This is a genomic window from Allobosea sp. RAF48 (assembly GCF_052114025.1).
Classification (GTDB): Bacteria; Pseudomonadota; Alphaproteobacteria; order Rhizobiales; family Beijerinckiaceae; genus Allobosea.
Window position 1 is genome coordinate 148,690 of record NZ_JBFRDZ010000007.1, and the last position, 21,445, is coordinate 170,134.

A 21,445-nucleotide genomic window follows, 5' to 3' on the forward strand; every position below is an offset into this window, starting at 1 on the left:
GAGATTTCCTAAGAATATCAATGTGGCTGTGCTTCCGGTGCTGGGCTATCTCTGACTCGCAAAACGCAGTTGCTTGACTCGAAGGTCGGCTCTTCGCAAAAGCCTGACTCATCGCTTTATGCCCTAAAATTTCTCGCTGCAGAGGCCTCCTTGCACAGCTTCGCGACCTCGGGATCGGCGGATTGAACGCATCCTGGCTCGCGCAATGTCGGAGAAAGTCGGTTCTGATAAGCCCGTTCTCAAAAATGCCTGACTCGAATGTTCTATCTTCTGTAGAAGATCGACTCAAATCGCTGATCTAACGCGTAAGTTGGTCTCGCAGACGCCGCCTAAGCCGCGCCATGCTCCCCTCGCTCGCAGGCGCTCTCCAATTCATACGTCCGTTGGCTCGTCGAACCTACGCAGTCCGATCCGCTGCCGCGGCCGGCTAAAAATCGGGCTTAAGATCGGGCTCGCGCTTCCAGCCGGCCTGTGGGTAGCACAACACTCAGCCTACCAATCACGGTAAAAGCCGGCCCTTCTGCTCCGGAGTAGCGGAAAATGGCGACTCGCGGTCGAATACCTGCGGGGAATGCAAACCCCAAAGCCCTGCAGTTCAAGAATCATAGACTCTAGCCGACAGCGGGGCGCGCCCAGCATACTGCTTAGCAACGAGCACGATGGGTGCGGGGGTCTCCGCCCTCAGCCGACTAGTCGAATGTCGCGTGTTATCGAGAGGACCTCCTCGGCGGCGGCCGGCGCCGTAGGAGCAGACAGCTGCGACATTAAAACGAGCTCGGCTCAAATGGACCTGTTCGACGACGCGCCGGGTTACCGGGAGGCCGAGAGTTCAACGCCGCGCCAGTATCAGGCTCTGCAATCATCGGTCCGCTGCTCTCGAAGTGTTACTGGTGTGGTGGAAAGGACACGGAGGTCTCCGGTCCTGAGGACAGCGGTCACGATCCTTTCGGCACATCGAGCGCATAAGGACAAATGAGTTATTTGATTAGAGCCCTTCTCCAATCCTACTGGCTCGTGGACACAACGGTGGTACATAAATCCGCTGCGAAAAAGACGAAAACCCCGACGGAATCGGAGGTCGATGCGAAGCGTTTGAAAACCGTGCGCGATGACGTGCCTACAGACGCGTCTTTGACGGCCGGTCGTTGTGCGAGTTTGAATAGGTTTTCGCTTTCAGCGTTCCGCGCCAGCGATCCATTGCTCCCAAGCGATCTGGAGTTTCGCCCCCGCGCCCCGAATAGGCTCCGGGGGAAGCCAATCCGGGCCATTCTGGGCGAGCCGATCGCTCAGAAGTTGCGATGGTACACCGCAGGCCAGTTCAGCCAGGAGCTTGCCTTGAATCGTGCCACGCGTGACGCCAGCGCCACCGCACCCGGCCGATACGAAGAGTCCCGGCCTGATCTCGCCAAAGAGGAAGGCTCCGTTATGGGTAACGGCGGTCAGCCCACCCCAGACATGCTCGAACTCATGCGTTCTCATCGCCGGGAAGCGGTTGCGATACAGCGCGGTAAGCATCGCCTGGACTGCTGAAGGATCGCGCTCCCGCTCATAGGAGTCGCCGCTTCTGATCAACAGGCGGCCCATGGTCTTGCGCATGGTGGTGCCCATGCGGTGAGCGGGCAGGATGCCCCATTCCGGCATCTCGCCGAGAAGCGCCAACTGGTGCCGATCGAGCTCCGGCGTGAATGCACCATAGGTGTAGATGCCGACCATCCTGTCGCAGCCGATCCCGAAGGCGCGGGCGTGCAAGTTGTTGGTCACGAACACCCTGTCGGCGACGAAATCACCTCGGCTCGTCTCGATCTTGAAAGGCGTCGTCTTGCTCAGTCCCCGGACGGTGGTGTTTTCAAGAAGTGTCACTCCCGTGGGCAGGTGGTCTGCCAGCCCGCGATGAAGAGCCGCGGGTTGGACCAAGGCGCGCGTGAGCGACTGGATTCCGTAGCGGTAGTAGGTGGTGCCGGCGATGTGCCGCAGGTCGGCCGCCGAGTAATCTCTGGTTGCGACGCCCCAAGCCTCATAGCGCTCCCGCGTCCTGCCGATCGAAGTTTGGCCGCGCGGCGTCGCCGCCGCTGTGATGGCCGGCACGGCTTCTTGCCAATTGCACGCGATGGCATTGGTAACGACAAGCTCGCGCAGCCAATCGACGCCCGCCTGGACCAGCGCCATCTGCCGAACGGCCCACTCGCCGGCAAAGCCGGCCGCACCGGCGCTCGGCTCGCCCGGGTTGATCAGCAGATAGCCGGAGTTCCTGCCCGAGGCGCCGTCGGCGATGGTGGTCGCATCGAGGAGCAGGATCTCTTCACCCGGCGCGAGCTCGGCCAGCCTTCGTGCGACAGCCAGCCCGGTATAGCCCGCGCCGACGACCACGCTTCTGAAGCGACGCTCGCCCGAAACGCGCTCCCTTGCGATGCGCTTCGGAAGCAGCGCGTTCCAGCCCGACGGCGCGGCGTAGGCAGGAGCCTTCTCTCGGATCGTCATGTCAGCACCCGTGAAACAGCCGTGAAGCGCGGCGGCGGGCGAGAGGCGAACCTCTCTCGCTTGTCGCGCATGTCTATCCGCCGGCGGCCTCACGCGCGAAGCCAGGCACGGCCGCCAGCAATTCGCGGGTGTAGGCCGCTTCCGGCTGCTCGAAGACGCGCCGCGACGCGCCAATCTCGACGATCCGTCCGCGTTGCATCACTGCAATCCGGTCGCAGATATTGGACGCGACCCGCAGATCATGCGTGACGAAGATCATCGCGAATCCGAGGCGCTTCTGCAGGTCCTCGAACAGGCGCAAGACCTGCGCCTGCACGGATACGTCCAGGGCCGAGACGGCCTCGTCGGCGACGATGACCGAGGGCTCCATTGCCAGGGCGCGGGCGATGCAGATGCGCTGGCGCTGGCCACCCGAGAATTCGTGCGGGAATCGGTCGAGCGCATCGCGCCGGAGGCCGACGAGTTCCATCAACTCCCCGGCGCGGTCCAAGGCCCGGATACGCGGCACGCCATGCTGGATCGGCCCCTCGATCAGGGACTGTCCGATGCGCCGCCGCGGATTCAGCGACTTGTACGGATCCTGAAACACCATCTGGATGTGGCGCCGCATCTCCCTGAGCCCGGCGCCGCTCAAGCCGGCGACGTCGCGCCCCCTGAACAGGATGCGGCCTGAATCCGGCTTCTCGAAGCGCAACAACGTCTTGGCGAGGCTGGTTTTCCCGGACCCGGATTCGCCGACGACGCCCAGCGTCTCGCCCGTCGCGAGGCGGAAGGACACGGCGTCGAGGGCCTTCGTCTCCCGCTTCGCTCCGAGGAAGCTCGTGTTGCGATAGGTGAGGCTCAGATCCTCGACGGAGAGGACCGGTTGTTTGTCCGCCTCGGGCTCCGCTCGGTGACGGAAGCGCGGCACCGCGTCGATCAGGGCGCGGGTGTAGGGATGCTCCGGCGCTCTCAGGACCTTGTCCGGGGCACCGCACTCGACCACCTCGCCCTGACGCATAACCACGACGTGATCGGCGACATCGGCGACCACCCCGAAATCATGGGTGATCATCAGCACGCCGCTGTCATGCTTGGTCAGCAGTTCCCGAAACAGCCGCAGGATCTGCGCCTGTGTCGTGACGTCGAGCGCAGTCGTCGGCTCGTCCGCGATGATCAGCGCCGGCTCCAGTGCGAGAGCCATGGCGATCATGACGCGCTGACGCTGGCCGCCTGAAAGCTGATGGGGATAGGCTTTCGCCAGCCGTTCAGGATCGGGCAGATGGACATCGGCCATGCGCTCGATGACACGGGGATTTACCTGGTCCCATGCCATTTTGGGGCGATGGATCCGCAAGACCTCGGCGATCTGGTCGCCGACCCTCATGACCGGGTTCAGCGCCGTCAAAGGCTCCTGGAAGATCATCGCCATGCGATTACCGCGCAGTTCGCAAAGCCGCGACGGCGATGCGGCCGCGATGTCCTCGCCCTCCAGCCGGATCGTGCCACCGGTGATGCGCAGCACCTTCTCGGGTAGCAATCGCATGACCGCCGAAGCCGTAACCGATTTGCCCGACCCGGATTCACCGACCACGCAGACGATCTGCCGGCGATGAACGTCGAGCGAGAGCGCCTGGACCGCATGACTGCGATCGAGGCCTGCGGGGAGAGCGACACTGAGATTCTCGATGCGCAGGATCGGCTCGAACGCGGTCATGACGACACCTTCGCTGCGCGGGAGAGGCGCGGATCGAGGCGATCGCGCAAACCGTCGCCTAGCAGGTTCACCGCCATGACCGTCACGGCGAGGAACAGGCCGGGTGCGAGGATCGTCCAGGGTGCGCGCTGGAAGACGGCGCGGCCTTCGGCCAGCACATTGCCCCAACTCGGCAAATCCGGCGGGAAGCCGACTCCGAGGAAGCCGAGCACGGCTTCCGACAGGATTGCGGCGGCGAACATGTATGTCGTCTGCACGATCAGCGGCGCGATGCAGCTCGGCAGGATGTGGCGGACGAGCACGAGCAGCGGTGGGATGCCAAGCCCCTCGGCTGCGCGGACATAGGATTCTTCGCGCACGCTGAGCACGACGCTGCGCACCAGCCGCGTCACGCGCGGAATCTCGGCGAAGGTGATGGCGGCGACGATCGTCACGAGACTGGGGCCCACCAGCGAGACCAGCGCAACGGCGAAGAGGATGCCGGGGATCGCCATGACACCGTCCATGACGCGCATGACGATGGGATCGAGCCAACGGAAGTAGCCCGTTAGCAAGCCGATCGCGGTGCCGACGGTTGCACCGGCAAGCGCTGCCAACAGGCCGACCAGCAGCGAGATCCGGCCGCCATGCAGGACGAGCGCGAAAACGTCGCGGCCGAGCGCATCCGTGCCGAACCAGAACTCGGCGCCCGGCGGCCGCAGGCGCTGGCGCGGGCGGATCAGGAAGGCGTCGTCGCCGGTGATCACCGTGGCCAACACGGCCGAGAGCACGATCGCCAGCAGCAGGATGCCGCTGAACAGGGCGACACGGTTCGCGAGCAGAGCCTCGACGAAGTGTGTGCGCCGCGCGGAAGAGGTAGCCCGTTCCGTTGCCGACATGGCGGGCCTCAATAGCGGATGCGTGGATCGACGATCACATAGGCGATGTCGATCAGGAGGTTCACGCCGATATAGATGAGCGCGAAGAACAGCATGAGCCCCTGCACCACGGGATAATCGCGGGCCAGGATGGCGTCGATCGTCAACCGGCCGACACCGGGAAGGTTGAAGACGCTTTCGGTGACGACCACGCCACTGATCAGCAAGGCGATACCGAGCCCGATCACCGTGATGATCGGTACGGCGGCGTTGGGCAGCGCGTGGCGCCAGAGCACGCGGCGCTCGACATTGCCCTTGGCGCGGGCCGTGCGCACGAAATCCTCGCCGAGCACTTCCAGCAGGCTGGAGCGGGTGACGCGCGAGATCAGAGCCATGAAGACCAAAGCGAGCGTGATCGATGGCAGGGCGAGATGGCGCAAGGCCGCGACGGGATCGTCGAACGGGCTGACGTAGCCCTGTACCGGAAAGATGTCGGCCTTCACCGAAAACAGCAGGATCAGGATATAGCCGATCACGAAGGCCGGGACCGAGAAGCCCAAGACCGACAGCATCATCACCGCCCGGTCGACCCAGCTATTGTGCCGCCAGGCGGCCACGGCGCCGAGCGGCACCGCCACAAGTACCGTGATGAGGATCGCGCTCAACGCCAGCACGAGGGTCGGTTCGAGCCGGTCGAAGATCAGGCTCAGCACCGGGATTTTCGACAGCACGGAGGTACCGAGATGACCGCGCGCGATCTCGGCGAGCCAGGCGAGGTATTGCACGAAGAGTGGTCGATCGAGGCCCATATCGGCCCGGATGCGCGCGAGCGCCTCCGGACCGGCCGTTTCGCCGGCGATGATCAGCGCCGGATCGCCCGGGCTTAGGCGAAGCAGCAGGAAGACGATCGTGGCGACGACGAGCATCACCGGCACCGCCATCGCAATCCTGAGTGCGACGAGCCTGAGCATCAGGCCTTGTCCACGCCCCAGGCCACCATGACCGGGGACGGCACATAACCCGAGACGTTCGAGCGGAAGGCCTCGTAGTCGAAATAGGTGCCGAGTGGGATGTAGAAGACCAGCTCGTAGGCGCGCTTCTGCATTGCTTCTACGATCGCCTTCTGCTTGGCCGGGTCGGTTTCGCGCTGGTAGCGGCCTTTCAACGCCTCGGTCTCGGGGTCGTCGACGAATCCGGTATAGGCGCCCTTTCCCCGCGCATCGAAGTTGAGGTTGCCGAGCGGCGAGATCAGGTCGATCCGGTCGAAGACGGCATGCGCCAGGTTCCAGCCGCCTTCAGCGACCGGATCGGTCTTGGCGCGCCGGGCGAGGAAGGCGCTCCATTCCATCGTCTGGATCTCTGAGGGGATGCCGATCTGGCGCAGGAGCTGCTGGGTGAGCGGCGCGAGCGGTGCGAAGGAGGCAATGTCTCCGGGCGTGATGATGACGATCTTCTCGCCCTTGTAGCCGGCTTCCTGCAGCAGGGCCTTCGCCTTGGCCAGGTTGGGCTTGCCGGTATCGGGAAAGCCGACGGCCGTCTCCAGCGGAGTGCCGCAGCCGAAGAAGGCCGGGCAGACCTGATAGGATTCCGGATCGCCGATCGAGGCGTCCATATAGTCCTGCTGGGTGACAACGGCCTGCACGGCCTGGCGCACCTTGACGTTGTCGAAGGGAGGCTGCGCCCAGTTGAAGCGGATCGTCGAGGCGTTCGGACCGGGCCGGCGCCGGATCGTCACACCCTTGTTGTCCGCGAGCAGGGAGCGCTGGTCGGCGTTCATATTCTCAAGCAGGTCGATCTCCCCCTTGGCGAGCGCGTTGATCGCCGTCTGCTTGCTGGGAAACCAGACGACTTCGACCCGGTCGACTTTGACGATCTTGCCACCGGCGAGGCCGTCCGGCGGCTCCGCACGCGGGACGTACTTGTCGTTGCGCTCATAAACCCAGCTCACGCCCGGGCGGAATTCGGACTGAACGAAGCGGAACGGGCCCGATCCGACGACCTCTTCCAGAACCTTGTCGGCCGGCAGATCGGCGATCCGCTTGGGCATGATGAAGAGCGGGATCGAGCTGGGGCGGGCAAAGCCCTCCAGCATCGGCCCGAACGGCTCCTTCAGCTCGATGCTGAAGGTCTTGGCGTCGACCGCGCGCATGCCCGTGGTGACCGCCGCCAAGCGCAGACCCACGACATCCTTCTTCGCCCAGCGGGCGATCGAGGCGATGCAATCCTCCGCGGTGACCGGCTGCCCGTCATGGAAGGCTAGGCCGTCGCGCAGCACGAAGGTCCAACTCAGCTTGTCGTCGCCGACCGACCATTCCTTCACCATCTGGGGCTGCGGCCGATAGTGGGAGTCCACCGCAAAAAGCGTGTCGTAGACCATGAAGGCATGGTTGCGGGTGATGTAGGCGTTGGTGACGACGGGATCGAGCACCCGCAAGGCGGCGTGCGGCGCAAGCCGCAAGGTCTTCTTCGTCTGGGCTCTCGCGGGGTTCATGGTGGCGAAGAGCGCGCCGGCGGACAGCGCCAGGGCCTCGCGTCGATTGGTCAGCATTGGGTCCGTTCCCTTTGTCAGGCGGGCTTTGTGCCCGCTTCGCGGCGAATGCGTATGCGGTTCAGTAGCTGCGGCCCCTGCGTGGATCCGGCCAGAACGAGGTCCCCTCGCGGGCCCGGCCGCCACCGACGCCCATCGGCACGCCGTCGGCACGCCAGCACGCGGCGCCCTCCATCGTACCGTCGGCGGCAAAGCCGATGATGCCCATACCCCCGGCGACGTGATCGACAGCCGAGACGCGGTGGCCCAGCCCGCCGAGCGTCGTCCGCACTGCTTCGGGCACGCCGCGTTCGATCTCCGCTTCCTGCCCCCAGGTGAAGACGCGCGGCGCCTCCGCCGCTTCCTGCGGGCTCATGCCGTGGTCGACGAGGTTGAGGACGGCCTGCATCGCGGAAGCGGGGATGCGATGTGCGCCGGGCAGGCCGAGGGCGAAGATCGGCCTGCCATCGCGCTTGCCGATGAGCGCGGTGATGCCGCTGGTGATGCGCTTGCCGGGCTGAAGCGACAGCGCCTTACCCGGGTGCGGATCGAAGAGATACATGTAGTTGTTCGGGATGATCCCAGTCCCCGGGATCATGATGCGCGCGCCGAACAGGCTGTTGATCGTCTGCGTCGAGGTAACGATGTTGCCCTCCGCATCGGCGATCGTGACATGGGTCGTATTCGCCGACTCGTTCGAGAGGATGCGGGCCTCGAAGGCCTGCGCCCTGGCCGGATCGAGCTCCGAGCGCCGCAGCTCCGCATAGGCTTTCGAGATCAGCCGTGCGGTGGGAACATCGACGAAATCGGGGTCCGCCGTGACGGCCCGCCGGTCGGCCGCCGCGATCTTCAGTGCCTCGAGGACCAGATGCAGTGTCTCGCTCGTCCCGAAACCGAGCTTGCCGAGATCGTAGGCCTCAAGGAGGTTGAGGATCTGCAGGGTCTGGACCCCACCGGAGCAAGGCGGCGGCGGACCGATGATCTCGACGCCGCGATAAAGCCCCCGCACCGGCTCGCGCTCGATCGTGCGATAGGCGATGAGATCCTCGAAGCGCATGAAGGAGCCAGCCTGCTCCAGATGAGCCGCGATGCGTTGGCCGAGCGTGCCGCCGTAGATCGCACCGGGCCCCGCTGCTGCAATCTGGCGCAGCGTTGCGGCATAATCCTTCTGCACAAGCAGATCGCCGGCCTGCAGGGGATGACCGCCGGGCAGGAACACGGCCGCGATCTCCGGATCCAGCGCGAGGTCCGGCGCGATCTCCGCGATGCAGGTCGCCAGATAGGGCGAGAGCCTGAACCCGCGTTCGGCGTGCCGGATCGCGGGCTCGATCAGGTCGCTCAACGACAGGCGGCCGAAGCGCGCGGCTGCCTCGCACCAGGCCTTGAGCGTGCCGGGCACGGCAATCGCCTTCGGCCCGACGCGATTGGCACGGCCCCTGGTCTCCATGTAGTCCGGCCACTCGTCGGAGATCGGCGTGAAGCTGTCGGGACGTGCGGCCGCCGGCGCGGTCGAGAGACCATCGAGGACGATCTCGCGTCCGTCCGCCAGTCGGATCAGGGCCACGCCGCCGCCGAAGATGCCGACCATCATCGGCTCGACCACCGTCAGCGTGAAGAGAGCGGAGACCGCGGCGTCGATCGCGTTACCGCCGGCCGCCAGCATCTCGACGGCCGCGGCCGAAGCGAGTGGGTGGTTGGTCACCGCCATGCCGCGATGCGCGGCGACCGCTGTCTTCTCGCAGATTAAGGGGCTGCCTGCCCGATCGCGCCAATCCATTGTCACGAACCCGATGCTGATGATCGGGGATTATCGGACCGGTTGTTCAAATCAGTCCAATATGCAGCCGGCGCATTTTTGATAATTAGAGATTATCGATCGTCACGGGTGCCGCCTTGCGGGCATGGGCCGCGAAGGCCCGGGCCACCGGGGAAGGCTCGTTGCGGCGATAGGCGACGGCAAGCTCGGCCAGCACCGGCTCGCCCGCGATCGCGCGGTAGCGCAGGCCGGGCACCCGAATGCTCTGGAGCGACTGCGGCACCAGGGCGACGCCGAGGCCGACGGCGACCATGCTGGCGATGGTGACGAAGTCCCGCCCCTGCGGACCGAGCCGCGGGAAGAAGCCGGCGACCCTGCAGGCCGCGTTGGTATGCGCATGGAAGCTGACACCGGCCGGATGGCGCGGCGTGATGAATACGTCGCCGTTGAGGGCCGACAGCGGCACCCGCTCCTCCTCCGCCAGGGCATGATCTCGCGGCAGCGCCAGCATGATCTCCTCGAACAGGACCGGGGTCGAGACGATGCCGAGCGGTAGCGGAACGGGCGGCCGAATGAAGCCGATATCGAGCTTGCCCTGGTCGAGTTGGTCGAGCTGCTGCGACATCTCCATCTCGGAAATGGCGAGTTCGACCTCGGGATAGGCCTTGCGGAACTCCCCGATCATCGTGGTCAGCGCACCCGTATAGGCGGCCGAGCCGACATAGCCGATGGCGATGCGACCCAGTTCCCCCCTACCCGCGCGGCGCGTCACCAGCAGCGCCGTCTCGGTCTGCTGCAGGGCCTTGCGTGCCTCCTCGGCGAAGAGCTCCCCGGCAAGTGTCAGCTTCACCGAACGGCGCGTCCGGTCGAAGAGCGGCGTCCCGACGATTTCTTCGAGATTCTTGATCTGCTGGCTGAGCCCGGGCTGTGCGATGCGCAAGCGCTCGGCGGCACGGCCGTAGTTCAACTCCTCGGCCGTCGCGAGGAAATAGCGCAGGTGCCGCAATTCGAGCATCGCGCTGCTGGGGCGTCGGCCTGGCGCCATCGATCCTGCCTCATACTGATAAGTCTGAATTCTTGAAATCCATCGATCAGCATATTGGACCGATATAACCGACCTCAGCAATATCGCCCGATCGTTTCACGCCCGCGTGCCCAGCGAGTTGTGCATGGACCTTTCCGCTCCGCCGTCGCGCGGTCTTCCTCACAGCGCCCATTGGGGCAGCTTCTTCGCGCGCCGCGACTGCGACAGGCTCGTGGTGACCCCTCATCCCGAGGACCCTGCACCGTCGCCGATCCTCGGCAACTTCACCGATGCGCTGAATCACAGGGCGAGAATTCGTCGCCCGATGGTGCGGCGCGGTTGGCTCGAAGCAGGGCCCGGCCCGCGCCAGCGCGACTTCCGCGACGATCTAGTCGCAGTCGGCTGGGACGAGGTGCTGGATCGCCTGGCCGGTGAGATTCGCCGCGTCGGAACGGATTTCGGTCCGCAGGCGATCTTTGGCGGCTCCTATGGCTGGGCGAGTGCCGGGCGCTTCCACCATGCACAGAGCCAGATTCACCGCTTCTTCAATGTCGCCTGCGGCGGCTATGTCCGTTCGGTGAACAGCTATAGCGCCGGCGCGTCCTCGGTGATCCTGCCGCATGTGCTGGGGCCATTCGAGAACCTGTCCCGGCGCAATGTCACCTGGGAACAAATCGCGGAACACACCGACTTCGTACTCGCCTTCGGCGGGATGCCGCTGAAGAACTCGATGATCGCGAGCGGCGGAATTACCCGCCATGTCGAGCCCGATGCGATGTCGCGGGCGGCCGCGCGCGGTTGCGCCTTCTGGTCGGTGAGCCCGCTGCGCGGCGACATGCCGGGCGAGGCAAGCCCGCGCTGGTTGCCGATCCGGCCCGGCACCGATGTCGCGTTGATGATGGGTGTCGCACAGACGCTGGTGGCGGAGGGGCGGCACGACGGTACGTTCCTCGACCGCTATTGCGTCGGCTTCGAGCGTTTCGCCGCCTATCTGGATGGCAGGGCTGACGGGATCGCGAAGGACGCCGAATGGGCGGCCGGGATCACCGGCGTCGATGTCGATACGATCCGTGAAATCGCACGCAGGCTCGTCGGCGGGCGCAGCCTCATCACGGTCGCGCACGCGCTGCAGCGGGCGCAGTACGGCGAGCAGCCTGTCTGGATGGCCGCCGTGCTCGCCGCGATGGTGGGCCAGATTGGCCTGCCCGGTGGCGGCTACAATTACGCGCTTGGTGCGATGGGCCATACGGGCAGGCGGGTCAACGCGGTGCCGATCCCGACCATGCCGCAAGGCAGCAATGGGGTGAAGGATTTCATTCCGGTGGCCCGCATCGCCGATATGCTGCTCAACCCGGGAGCGCCGTTCGCGTATAACGGGCAGAATCTCGCTTATCCCGACATCCGGCTTGTCTACTGGGCGGGTGGCAACCCCTTCCATCATCATCAGGACCTGAACCGACTGCGCCGGGCTTTTTCGCAGGTCGACACCATCATCTGCCATGACAGCGCCTGGACGCCGATGGCGCGATTCTCCGACATCGTCCTGCCCGCGACGATGTCTCTGGAGCGCGACGATATCGGCGCGGCGGCGACCGATCCCCGCCTGATTGCGATGCGTCGCGTCGCCGAGCCTGTCGGCGAGGCTCGCGACGATTTCGAGATATTCCGCGGTCTTTCGCAACGCATGGGTTGCGAAGAAGCCTTCACCGAAGGTCGCTCGGCCGATGAATGGCTGGCACATCTCTACGAGCCGACCCGGAAGGCGCTGGCGGAGCAAGGGCTGCCGGCGCCGTCCTTCGCCGAGTTCAGGCAACGGGGCGAAATCCCATTACCCTCCGCACCGGACGATGGCGGGCTGCTGCGCGCTTTCCGCGACGATCCCGACCGCAACGCCCTGCCGACGCCGAGCGGGCGGATCGAGATCTTCTGCGAGACCATCGCTGGCTTCGGCTATGACGATTGCCCGGGCCATCCGACCTGGCTCCCCGCCACCGAGCAACCGAATGCGTCGGCGCCGCTGACGCTGATCGCCAACCAGCCGTCGACGCGGCTGCACAGCCAGCTCGATTTCGGGGCCTACAGCCAATCGGCCAAGCGGCACGGCCGCGAGGTCGTCCGCCTGAACCCGCAGGATGCGGCGGCGCGTGGCATCGCCGATGGCGATCTCGTGCGAATCTTCAATGCGCGCGGGGCCTGCATGGCGGCGGCCGAGCTCAGCGCCGGCGTGATGCCGGGCGTCGCCAACCTCTCGACGGGGGCCTGGTATGATCCGGTCGAGGACGGCAGCGACCAGCCCCTCTGCGGTCACGGCAATCCGAACGCCGTGACCCGCGACATCGGCACCTCCCGGCTCGCCCAGGGCAGTTGCGGACAGGTCACGACCATCCAGTGCGAGCGCTATCAGGGGATCGTGCCGCCGATCCGCGCCTACGATCCGCCCCGCGACGCGAGCGAATTATCATGAGTGGCCCGCTGACCGGCGTCCGGGTGCTGGACATGACCTCCGTGCTCATGGGTCCCTACGCCACATCGATCCTCGGCGACATGGGGGCCGATGTCATCAAGCTCGAAGCACCGGAGGGTGATCTCATCCGCCAGGTCGGCCCCAGCGTCAGCGGCGCGATGGGGGGCATGTTCATGCACGCCAACCGGTCCAAGCGCAGTATCGTGGTCGATCTCAAGAAGGCCGCCGGGCGGGACATCGCGCTCGATCTCGCGCGGACTGCCGATATCCTGGTCTACAATCTGCGGCCGCAGGCGATGGAGCGGCTCGGGCTGAGCTACGACGCCGTCGCGGCCGTGCGCCAGGACATCATCTATGTCGGGACCTTCGGCTTCGGCCAGGACGGACCTTACGCCGCAAAGCCCGCCTATGACGATCTCATCCAGGGCCTGTGCGCCGTTCCGGCACTGATCGCCGATGCAGGCGACGGTACACCGCGCTACGTGCCCATCAATATCGCCGATCGCGTGGTCGGGCTGCACGCGCTGGCGGCAATCCTCGGTGCCTTGCGTCATCGCGACCGGACCGGCGAGGGCCAGCGCATCGACGTCCCGATGTTCGAAACGATGGCGAGTTTCGTCCTCGGCGATCATTTCGGCGGCCTCGGCTACGAACCCCCGCTCGACGACGGCGGCTATGCGCGCCTGCTCGCGCCGGATCGTCGGCCGTTCCGGACGGCGGACGGATATCTGTGTGCAGTCATCTATACCGACCGCCACTGGCAGCGCTTCATCGACATAACCGGACTGGACGACTGGCGCAGCGACCCTCGCTTCGCGAACCATGCAAGCCGCACGTACCACATGGCCGACATCATGAAGACCGTGGCGGCGATCTTCCAAACCCGTACAACGACGGAATGGGAGCGCCTCCTTGGCCAAGCGGACATCCCGCATGCTCGGATGCACACGCTGAATTCGCTCGTCGACGACCCTCATCTTGCAGAGGTGGGCTTCTTCCCCCGCATCGAGCATCCGTCGGAAGGGCCGGTTCGGACGTTGCGCGTGGCATCGCAATGGAGCGCCAGCCAGCCCAAGCCGACAAGGTCGGCGCCTATGAGGGGCGAACACAGCCGGGAGGTTCTGGAGGAAGCCGGGTTCTCGGAAGAGGACATTCAGCGTTTGGTTGACGCCAGCGTCGTTTATTGCGGGTCATATTGAAGCTATCGTCTTCGGCTAATGATTGTGCCTCGTTGGAAGCGCGAGAGGCCTGAACCCACGTCGCCTAAGGCGCCGTCGCTGGCGGGATTGTCGGCTCCGGTCGTCGGCGTGTTGATGTCACGTCTGCGGCCTGCGCCGGGACCGGCGTCAGCATGTCTTTCAACAGCGGGGTGGGAAGACAGGCGACAAGCAAAGCACGCCGGTCATCGCAGCGCGCAGTTGTGCGCATACAGATGCCTGTTGGTGTGCGCCCGCCATGCGGGGGGCACAAATCACCGTCAATCCAGCGCCGCATGGTCAGATTGGGATAAGCGAAAGCCGCCTCGCAACTTCCGGGTAGCGCCATAAGCGGAACTTGCAACTCTGCCAGAAAGCCGACATTCCGCGGTGCCGGTCGAGACAAAAGCTCGTCGAGCCGGTTCGCGTGTCAGCGCAGGGATCTCTGCCACAATTTTTCAGCAGCTTCATCAGGTCCAATCACGGTCAATCATCCGAATTGGCCGCGTCGAAGACCGCATCGAACCGGACCAGGGGCATAACCTCACGGAAGTAGTGCTCTTCGGCTTCATGCCATTGGCGCTCCCAGGGACCTATAATGCCCTCTCTCACAAGCAGTCTTGCTTTGCGGAAAGCGTCTGAAGCTGTCACGAGAACTTTCATGTCGATGAGGTCCGCGAGTTCCGGCCGAGCCGAATAGACGCCCTCGAGGATAACGACGGATCGCGGTGAAAGCTCAGACACGCTTGACTGCAACCTGCCGTCAAAAGCTTCCCAATCGAACGCGCGCCAACTGGCAGCGCGACCCTGCCGCAAGGCGCCCAGCACAGCGCGCTGGCGGGGCCAGTCGATACAGTCGGCAGCGCGGATGGCGGGGGCATCTGATCGCAACCCAGTGCCGCCGGCAAAGAAGTCGTCACCCTCAATGAGCGCCGCTCCCACCTTATCTGCTAGCAGCGCTGCCAGAGTCGACTTGCCCACGCCGCTGCGTCCGTCGAGCGCAATCACATAGGGCCCATCCGCCTTGGCCGCGTGCAAGTGGATCTGACGAGCGAATGTGCTGGTATCGGAGAAATGCATCAGCGTCTGGCTTCCTGGTAAGTCCGGCGCGATACGCCTCGGATGAAGAAGCTGCTGTCCCGCCATGCCGGTCAGCGTTCCCGTGCAACACTCTGCAAGCAGGTGGCTCTTTCCTCGTTTAGTTATAATCGACCCAGCTATTCTGCGGCGGGATCAATCTCCGCGAGGAACCATTCTCTGAAAGCGCGTATCGCACGGGCTTCCGGTCGCGATTTGAGGCGTGAAAGCCATTATGCATCGGTGGTACCTCCAATTATAGCGGTTGTCGCAGCGTGATCCATGCGCGGGCATCATCGTGGATCACGTTCGACTCGCATCCATCGTGCGCTATCAATGGGCATTCGACTTCCACCGACAACCGTTACCCCGACCTCAGTGGTTGCAGTTTGCCACGGAAAATATCGGCGAATGCTGACGACCGGCTCCCCTAGCGAGATGGAAGCCCGAATGCCTTCATGGCTTGACGCGTCGCATCCGCTACGACGGCATCAATGGCGCCCGGTGTTGCGTCTTGTGCGCCCGTGAAGAACACGCAGATCAGGATCGATGGTCCGCTTGGCGGCCAAATGATGCCGATATTGTTGTGCGTCCCCCGCGCGCCCGTGCCGGTCTTGTGGCCGACGGTGTAGCCGGCGGGGACGCCGGCCTTGATCCGGCCGGCCCCGGTGGGTGTCTCGGTGATCCAACGCGTAAGCAACTGCAGGTGCGCCGCTGAAAGCAAGTTGCCGCGCAAGACGCGGTCGAGGTTGGCCACATATTGCTCGGCCGTCGTGGTATCGCGCATATCGCCGGGCAAGGCGCTATTCAGCTCAATTTCCAGTCGATCCACGCGCGTGACGTGGTCGTCAATGCTGCCATACCACTGCTGGAAGGCAGCCAGTCCGCCCATTTCGCGGATCAGAATATTTGCCGCGGGGTTGTCACTAACCTCGACTGTCGCTTTGCACAGCTCTTCCAGCGTGAGCGTTCTGCCGATGGCCGGCTGCGTGACCGGCCCATGCGGCACCATGTCGGCAGCCGTGATCGGGACGTCTCGGTCTAGCCGATCGCGCCCCTGCTGCACGGTCTGCATCACATAAGCTGCGAGAAACAGTTTGAATGTCGAACAGAAAGCGAAGCGTTCGGTTGAGCGCCAGCCGACCCGCTGGCCGTCCCGCGTCGCGAAAAGCCCGAGACGGCCTCCATGGCGGGCTTCAAGAGACTTGAGATCGAGACTAGTCCCAGGAGCAGCCGCGGCATGCCCGGCGCCGACTAGAGTGGCGCCGGCGCCGATCAAGAATGAGCGCCGGTCCGCAAGGAAATCAATGGTGCGAGTTGTCATGTGCGTTGCGTCTCCAGAGGGAGGCGCAGAGGTAGCGAGGCCGCATGGCCCTAGCCAAATGATCGTTACTCAGATTTGATATGAATAAAATTGGGGCTTCTGGATGGATGTTTCGAGATTGCCGCTCATCGCGCTGCGCGCCTTTGAAGCGTCGGCGCGGCTCGGTAGCCTGACCAAGGCGGGGATGGAGCTGCGCGTGGGCCAGACCGCAATAAGCCATCAGATCAAGCTGCTTGAGAAAGATCTCGGCTTCACGCTGTTCGAGCGCTTGCCGCGTGGCATCGCTCTGACCGAGGAGGCGCAGGCGCTGCTGCCGGTGTTGACGGATGCGCTACGTCGGGTCAGCGACAAGGTGCACCAACTGCGTACCGGCGGCACGGCCGAGATTCTCACGATCGGCGTGGTCAGCAGCTTCGCCCTCGGGTGGCTCCTGCCGCGCCTGCAGGACTTCAACGCGCGGCACCCGCAGATCGAGGTGCGGATCAAGACGAACAACAACCGTGCCGACACGCTCCTCGACGGCCTCGATCTTTTCATTCGTTTCGGTGACGGTGCCTGGCACGGCACAGAGGCGGTCGAGCTGATGCAAGCCCCGCTCGCTCCGGTCTGCAGCCCTGGCCTCGCCATGTCAGTCCGCACTCCGGCTGACCTGCTGGCCCAGCACCTCCTGCGCTCATACCGCCAGGACGAATGGCCGCTCTGGTTCCTTACCGCGGGACTGACCCCGCCGGTCGCGCGGGGGTGGATTTTCGATAACTCGCTGGCCTTGGTCGAAGCGGCAGCGCAAGGTCTCGGTGTTGCGCTGGTCCCCGCCGCGATGTTCTCGCGCGATATCTCTTCCGGTCGGATTGTACAGCCTCTCGACGTCGGTATCGTTACCGGGGCCTACTGGATGACGCGATTGAGGTCACGGACCGAAACCGGCGCCATGGTGGCCTTTAAGAGGTGGATTGTCGCCGAGCTTTAAGCTGAGCATGGAGACGATTGTTTTCAAAGGCGTGCGCCAACAATGGACACTAGTGGTCAGTGTGAAAGCGGGCAGAGATCTGGACAACGCAACCGAAGAGCCGGCACTGACCTGAGAGAGAGGCACGGGCCCGGCCGCAAGCCGAACAGTGCCGAAGGAGTCGCCGCCACTGCTCATTGGGAAGGCTCCGACGCGGGAGATCTGCTGCGGTAAGTTTGCGGCTGACAGCGGCCCCGTGGGACAGCGCAATGTTTCTTTTCGACGGCCCCGACCAGGCCGACGTGACGATCCTCCTGGCGCATGGGGCCGAAGCTCCGATGGGCTCGCGATCAATGACGGCGTCCGCAAATGCCTTAGCCGGAGAGGGCTTTCGCGTTGCCCGCTTTGAGTTCGACTATATGGCGGCGGCGGACCGCAGTTGGGCGCATGCCGTCGGCCCGCGCTGAAAAGCTAAACCCGCGATATATCGCTGCCGTCGACGCGCTCGGCAGGGAGAGCTTGTTATCGGTGGCAAGTCGATGGGCGGGCGCGCCGCGAGCATGGTCGCGGACACGCTGTTAGAGAGTGGACGGATTCGTCGCCTTCTTTGCCTCCGTTATCCTTTCCATCCGCCCGGCAAGCCGGAGCAATTGCGCACCGGCCACCTTGTCGATCTGAAAAATCCCACCCTCATTGAGCGGCCGATCATCTCGTGACCATGTCCGACGCAACTCTTACCTGGGCCGGGCAGCTCAAACCCCCGGCAGGGTCGCGATATGAAGATGGACATCGGGAAACGCCACGAGCAGCGCCGGGAAAGAGCAAGTGATGACGCAGCACCGCATCTACAGAATGAGCTTTGCCAAGATTTATCCTCTTCTGGTCGCCAAGGCGGAGAGGAAGGGGCGCACGAAGGTGGAGGTCGACCAGATCATCCACTGGCTGACCGGCTACGGCCAAGAGGCACTTGCCTCTCAGCTGGCGAAAAACTCGGACTATGAGACCTTTTTCGCCCAGGCGCCGGCACTCAATCCCGCGCGCCTCAGCATAAGGGGAATTGTCTGCGGTGTCCGCGTCGAGGAAATCGCCGAGCCAGTGATGCGGGAAATCCGCTACTTGGACAAGCTCATCGATGAACTCGCCCGAGGGAAGGCGATCGACAAGATCTTATGCCGTCGACCATAGTCAGCGCGCTTGCCGGGGGGACGCCATTCTTAGATTTTGGACAAGGAACCGAACCTGTTCGCGTATAGCGACGCCCTTCAAGGGCGCGCGCTCCGGGTCACCAAATACGCTGCGTTAGACTGCGAAGGAGTGTTCGGAGGTGCGGCCAAGGCGACCGAATTCCACCGCGGCTCAATAGGGTGGGATGGATTGGCTCATCTGCTCACCCTGCCAGCGGAGGCTCGACGTGCCGCCAGAAACATGACGGCAGCGGCACCGGCGTTTGCGAGAGCGCTGACGGCAATGGGTATGACGTAGCTATGGCTGCGATCGTAGATGAAGCCTGCCGCGCCTGGGCCAACGAGCGTGCCTAGGGCAACGCTCGAATAGAGCACCCCGATGATGCGGCCGGCATGACGCGCACCGAACAGATCGGCGACCACTGCTGGCAAAATCGCGACCCACCCTCCGTAGAAGAGACCGAAGATCAACGCAAACAGTATGAGCTGGCTCAAGGAGCCACCAAGGATCCAGGTCGGAAGTGAGGCGGCCATGCCAATGTACATGGCGATCAGGAAGCTCTCGCGGCCCATCCTGTCCGCGATGCCGCCGAGGAAGAAGCGGCCGATCGTGCTGCCGATGCCGATGGCACCAAGCAGCCAGACTGCCGCCGAAGCGGGAACACCATGGTCGACCGCGTAGGGCGCGAGATGCACGAACGGTACGAAGACACCAAGCGCGCTCAGGAACGACGCAAGATAGAGCCCCGCAAATCGTCGCGTCCGGATTGCTTGGCCCACGGGCGTATCATTGCCCGCCTGCAGGGAGCCAACGACGATGGTACGTGTGATGCCGTCGGGCTGCAGGCCGCGGCGGCCAGGCTCGTCCTCCATGACGAACGCCGCTGCCAGGCCGACCACGATCGCGAGGACGCCGAGCGTGGTGTAGGCGTTCCGCCAGCCGATGTCCGCGATCAGCCAAAGCGCGAACGGCGGCATCACGAGCGTCCCGACGCCAATGCCGCTGACCGCCAACCCGGATGCGAGACCACGGCGCTTGACGAACCAGCGTTGCACAGCGCCAAGTGTGGGCACATAGGCACAGCCGACACCGACGCCGATACCGATGCTATAGGCCGCATAGACCTGGAGAATGGTTTGCGCCTGTCCGGCCAGAATGAGGCCGAGGCCGACTAGCGTCATTCCGATTGCGGAAAGCGCCTTCACGCCGATTCGATCCGCGAGCGGCGCGGAAACGATGCCGAGCGAGAAGTACATAAATCCGGCCAGCGAAAAAACCGCCGAGACCGAACCGCGCGATGCCGCGAACTCGTGCTGGAGCGAGTCCAGGAACGAGCTGAATGTGTATGCGCTCCCGAAGCCGACGAAGGTTATGACGAAGGCTGCGGCGACCACAAGCCAACCGTAAAAAATCGCCGATTGCCTTTCCAGGTTCATGATTATCCTCTGTTGGCGGGCCGAGCCGTCTCGGCGTGCGATATGCGGGCCGCTCCCAAGACCTTAGGATCGCTTCGGGCCACTGAGGCCCGGTTGACGACGATGCCAGGACGTTGCGCCCTGAAACGCTGCGCCGAGAGCAAGAAGCGCGCTTTCGTCGAACTCGGCAGCGATCAATTGCAGGCCGATGGGCATGCCTTCCACCGAGGCGCTCCCGGGGAAGGCCAGCGTTGGATGGCCGCTCATGTTGAAGGGGCAGGTGTAGCGTTGCAGCTTGGCGATCAGCTCCGGCTGCTCGCCAAGGGTTGCGATCGTCTTCAGCGTGAGCGGCGCGAAAGGATGGACGGGCGTCAGGATGGCGTCGACCGATGATAGCAGGGCCTCGACCTGGCCACGGAATGCCGCGCGGCGACGAAGGATTTCCTGATAGGCCATCCCCGAAACGGCCATTCCGTTCTCGATGACGGACGATAGGATGGCGCCATACTGTTCCTTATGGAGGGCATAGGGCGCTTGATGGGCAACTGCCGCTTCAACCGCGCAGTTCGGTGTCCAGTCCGCCACGATCTGGCGGACATCGGGAAATGACACCTCGGCGATCTCGGCGCCCAGGTTCGAGAATATCGCGCAGGCTTCCGTCAGTGCGGCCTGTGTCCAATCGTCGACGTCTTCGGAGTTCCAGTGCGGGTCGATCCCGATACGCTTGCCGCGTACATTCCCGCTTGCGTCGGCCAAGTAGTCGGGAACCGGACGAACGCTCGTCGTCGGGTCATTGAGGTCATGCCCGGCAATGACATTGAGGATCGCCGCGACGTCGATCACGTTCCGGGCAATCGGGCCGATATGGTCGAGCGAGGGAGCGAGGTCGAATGTCCCATAACGGCTGACGCGCCCCCAGGTCGGCTTCAGGCCGCTGACGCCGTTGGCGGCCGAGGGCCAACGGATCGACCCGCCCGTGTCGGACGCGATGGCGCCGAAGCACAGGCCGGCGGCGGTCGCGACCGCTGATCCGCTGGAGGAGATGCCCGCCCAATAGTCGCCGTTCCATGGGTTTTGCACTGGCGGAATCGATGGGTGGTAGTCGGAATACGCCCCCTCGGTGAGCTGGGTCTTGCCGATCAGCACTGCCCCTGCGTCGATGAGCTTTCGCACGACGGTCGCATCGCGCGCCGGCACATAGTCCTTATGGACCACGGTGCCGGCCGCCGTTGCGACGCCCCTGATCCAGCAAAGGTCCTTTACGGCTATGGGAACGCCATGGAGGGGGCCCCGGTGGATTCCCGCCTCGATCTCGCGGTCGGCAACCTCCGCCTGGCGGAGGGCGCTCTCGTCCAGGACGCTTGCATAAGCCTGCAATTCACCATCAAGACGCCGAATGCGCGAAAGGAGCGCCTCGGTGACATCCTTTGAGGCGATGGCGCGGCGAGAGATAAGCTCTCCGACCTCTGTGAGACCATAGAACTCCACGTTGAAAGACAT

Annotated in this window: 15 protein-coding genes and 1 pseudogene; 5 read left to right on the forward strand and 11 right to left on the reverse strand. The window is 64.3% G+C overall.

Annotation, left to right across the window (positions count from 1 at the left end):
* Positions 1-1,173: 1,173 nt before the first annotated feature.
* The 7 genes from AB4Z10_RS15285 to AB4Z10_RS15315 form a co-directional block, all read right to left on the reverse strand.
* Positions 1,174-2,478 carry an NAD(P)/FAD-dependent oxidoreductase gene (locus tag AB4Z10_RS15285; protein ID WP_441471239.1) on the reverse strand — a complete coding sequence of 435 codons (1,305 nt, stop codon included), beginning with the start codon at positions 2,476-2,478 and terminating at the stop codon, positions 1,174-1,176.
* 73 nt (positions 2,479-2,551) lie between these two features.
* The gene (locus tag AB4Z10_RS15290) at positions 2,552-4,174 is read right to left on the reverse strand and encodes a dipeptide ABC transporter ATP-binding protein (protein WP_441471240.1); all 1,623 of its coding nucleotides are present in this window, start codon (positions 4,172-4,174) and stop codon (positions 2,552-2,554) included.
* On the reverse strand, positions 4,171-5,052 hold the full coding sequence (locus AB4Z10_RS15295) for an ABC transporter permease (RefSeq protein ID WP_441471241.1): 882 nt from the start codon (positions 5,050-5,052) through the stop codon (positions 4,171-4,173). The genes AB4Z10_RS15290 and AB4Z10_RS15295 overlap by 4 nt, the downstream gene beginning before the upstream one ends.
* 8 nt (positions 5,053-5,060) lie before the next feature.
* Positions 5,061-6,002 carry an ABC transporter permease gene (locus AB4Z10_RS15300; RefSeq protein ID WP_441471242.1) on the reverse strand — a complete coding sequence of 314 codons (942 nt, stop codon included), beginning with the start codon at positions 6,000-6,002 and terminating at the stop codon, positions 5,061-5,063.
* Positions 6,002-7,579 (reverse strand): ABC transporter substrate-binding protein, encoded by a 1,578-nt coding sequence (locus tag AB4Z10_RS15305; RefSeq protein WP_441471243.1) that lies wholly within the window; start codon positions 7,577-7,579, stop codon positions 6,002-6,004. Before AB4Z10_RS15305 ends, AB4Z10_RS15300 begins: the two co-directional genes overlap by 1 nt.
* 61 nt (positions 7,580-7,640) lie before the next feature.
* Positions 7,641-9,335, reverse strand: coding sequence for a gamma-glutamyltransferase (gene ggt, locus AB4Z10_RS15310; RefSeq protein ID WP_441471244.1), 1,695 nt, complete (start codon positions 9,333-9,335; stop codon positions 7,641-7,643).
* An 85-nt stretch (positions 9,336-9,420) separates the two neighbouring features.
* Positions 9,421-10,359 carry a LysR substrate-binding domain-containing protein gene (locus AB4Z10_RS15315; RefSeq protein ID WP_441471245.1) on the reverse strand — a complete coding sequence of 313 codons (939 nt, stop codon included), beginning with the start codon at positions 10,357-10,359 and terminating at the stop codon, positions 9,421-9,423.
* A gap of 124 nt (positions 10,360-10,483) precedes the next feature.
* Between AB4Z10_RS15315 and AB4Z10_RS15320 the strand changes: the two genes are divergently transcribed.
* Both AB4Z10_RS15320 and AB4Z10_RS15325 read left to right on the forward strand, forming a co-directional pair.
* Positions 10,484-12,802: a molybdopterin guanine dinucleotide-containing S/N-oxide reductase gene (locus AB4Z10_RS15320; protein WP_441471246.1), complete on the forward strand. Its 2,319-nt coding sequence runs from the start codon at positions 10,484-10,486 to the stop codon at positions 12,800-12,802.
* A complete protein-coding gene (locus AB4Z10_RS15325) occupies positions 12,799-14,001 on the forward strand; it encodes a CaiB/BaiF CoA transferase family protein (protein ID WP_441471247.1) in 1,203 nt (400 codons plus the stop codon). The genes AB4Z10_RS15320 and AB4Z10_RS15325 overlap by 4 nt, the downstream gene beginning before the upstream one ends.
* A gap of 483 nt (positions 14,002-14,484) precedes the next feature.
* Here AB4Z10_RS15325 and AB4Z10_RS15330 read toward each other — a convergent pair whose 3' ends face one another.
* Both AB4Z10_RS15330 and bla read right to left on the reverse strand, forming a co-directional pair.
* Positions 14,485-15,144 (reverse strand): uridine kinase family protein, encoded by a 660-nt coding sequence (locus tag AB4Z10_RS15330; protein ID WP_142022882.1) that lies wholly within the window; start codon positions 15,142-15,144, stop codon positions 14,485-14,487.
* Positions 15,145-15,505: 361 nt separating this feature from the next.
* Entirely contained in the window at positions 15,506-16,399 is an 894-nt protein-coding gene (bla, locus tag AB4Z10_RS15335) for a class A beta-lactamase (RefSeq protein WP_082617698.1), read from the reverse strand.
* Positions 16,400-16,502: 103 nt separating this feature from the next.
* Here bla and AB4Z10_RS15340 point away from each other — a divergent pair, with 103 nt between their 5' ends.
* The 3 genes and pseudogenes from AB4Z10_RS15340 (at position 16,503) to AB4Z10_RS15350 (ending at position 18,530) form a co-directional block, all read left to right on the forward strand.
* Positions 16,503-17,366, forward strand: a complete 864-nt coding sequence (locus AB4Z10_RS15340) for a LysR family transcriptional regulator (RefSeq protein ID WP_061971247.1) — start codon at positions 16,503-16,505, stop codon at positions 17,364-17,366.
* Between the two features lie 248 nt (positions 17,367-17,614).
* Positions 17,615-18,061, forward strand: a pseudogene (locus AB4Z10_RS15345) (alpha/beta hydrolase family protein).
* A gap of 112 nt (positions 18,062-18,173) precedes the next feature.
* On the forward strand, positions 18,174-18,530 hold the full coding sequence (locus tag AB4Z10_RS15350; protein WP_061971248.1) for a DUF2200 domain-containing protein: 357 nt from the start codon (positions 18,174-18,176) through the stop codon (positions 18,528-18,530).
* A 194-nt stretch (positions 18,531-18,724) separates the two neighbouring features.
* Here the strand turns inward: AB4Z10_RS15350 and AB4Z10_RS15355 are convergent, their stop codons facing one another.
* Together AB4Z10_RS15355 and AB4Z10_RS15360 are read right to left on the reverse strand one after the other, a co-directional pair.
* Positions 18,725-19,966 carry an MFS transporter gene (locus tag AB4Z10_RS15355; protein WP_061971250.1) on the reverse strand — a complete coding sequence of 414 codons (1,242 nt, stop codon included), beginning with the start codon at positions 19,964-19,966 and terminating at the stop codon, positions 18,725-18,727.
* A 63-nt stretch (positions 19,967-20,029) separates the two neighbouring features.
* Positions 20,030-21,445: an amidase gene (locus AB4Z10_RS15360; RefSeq protein WP_142022881.1), complete on the reverse strand. Its 1,416-nt coding sequence runs from the start codon at positions 21,443-21,445 to the stop codon at positions 20,030-20,032.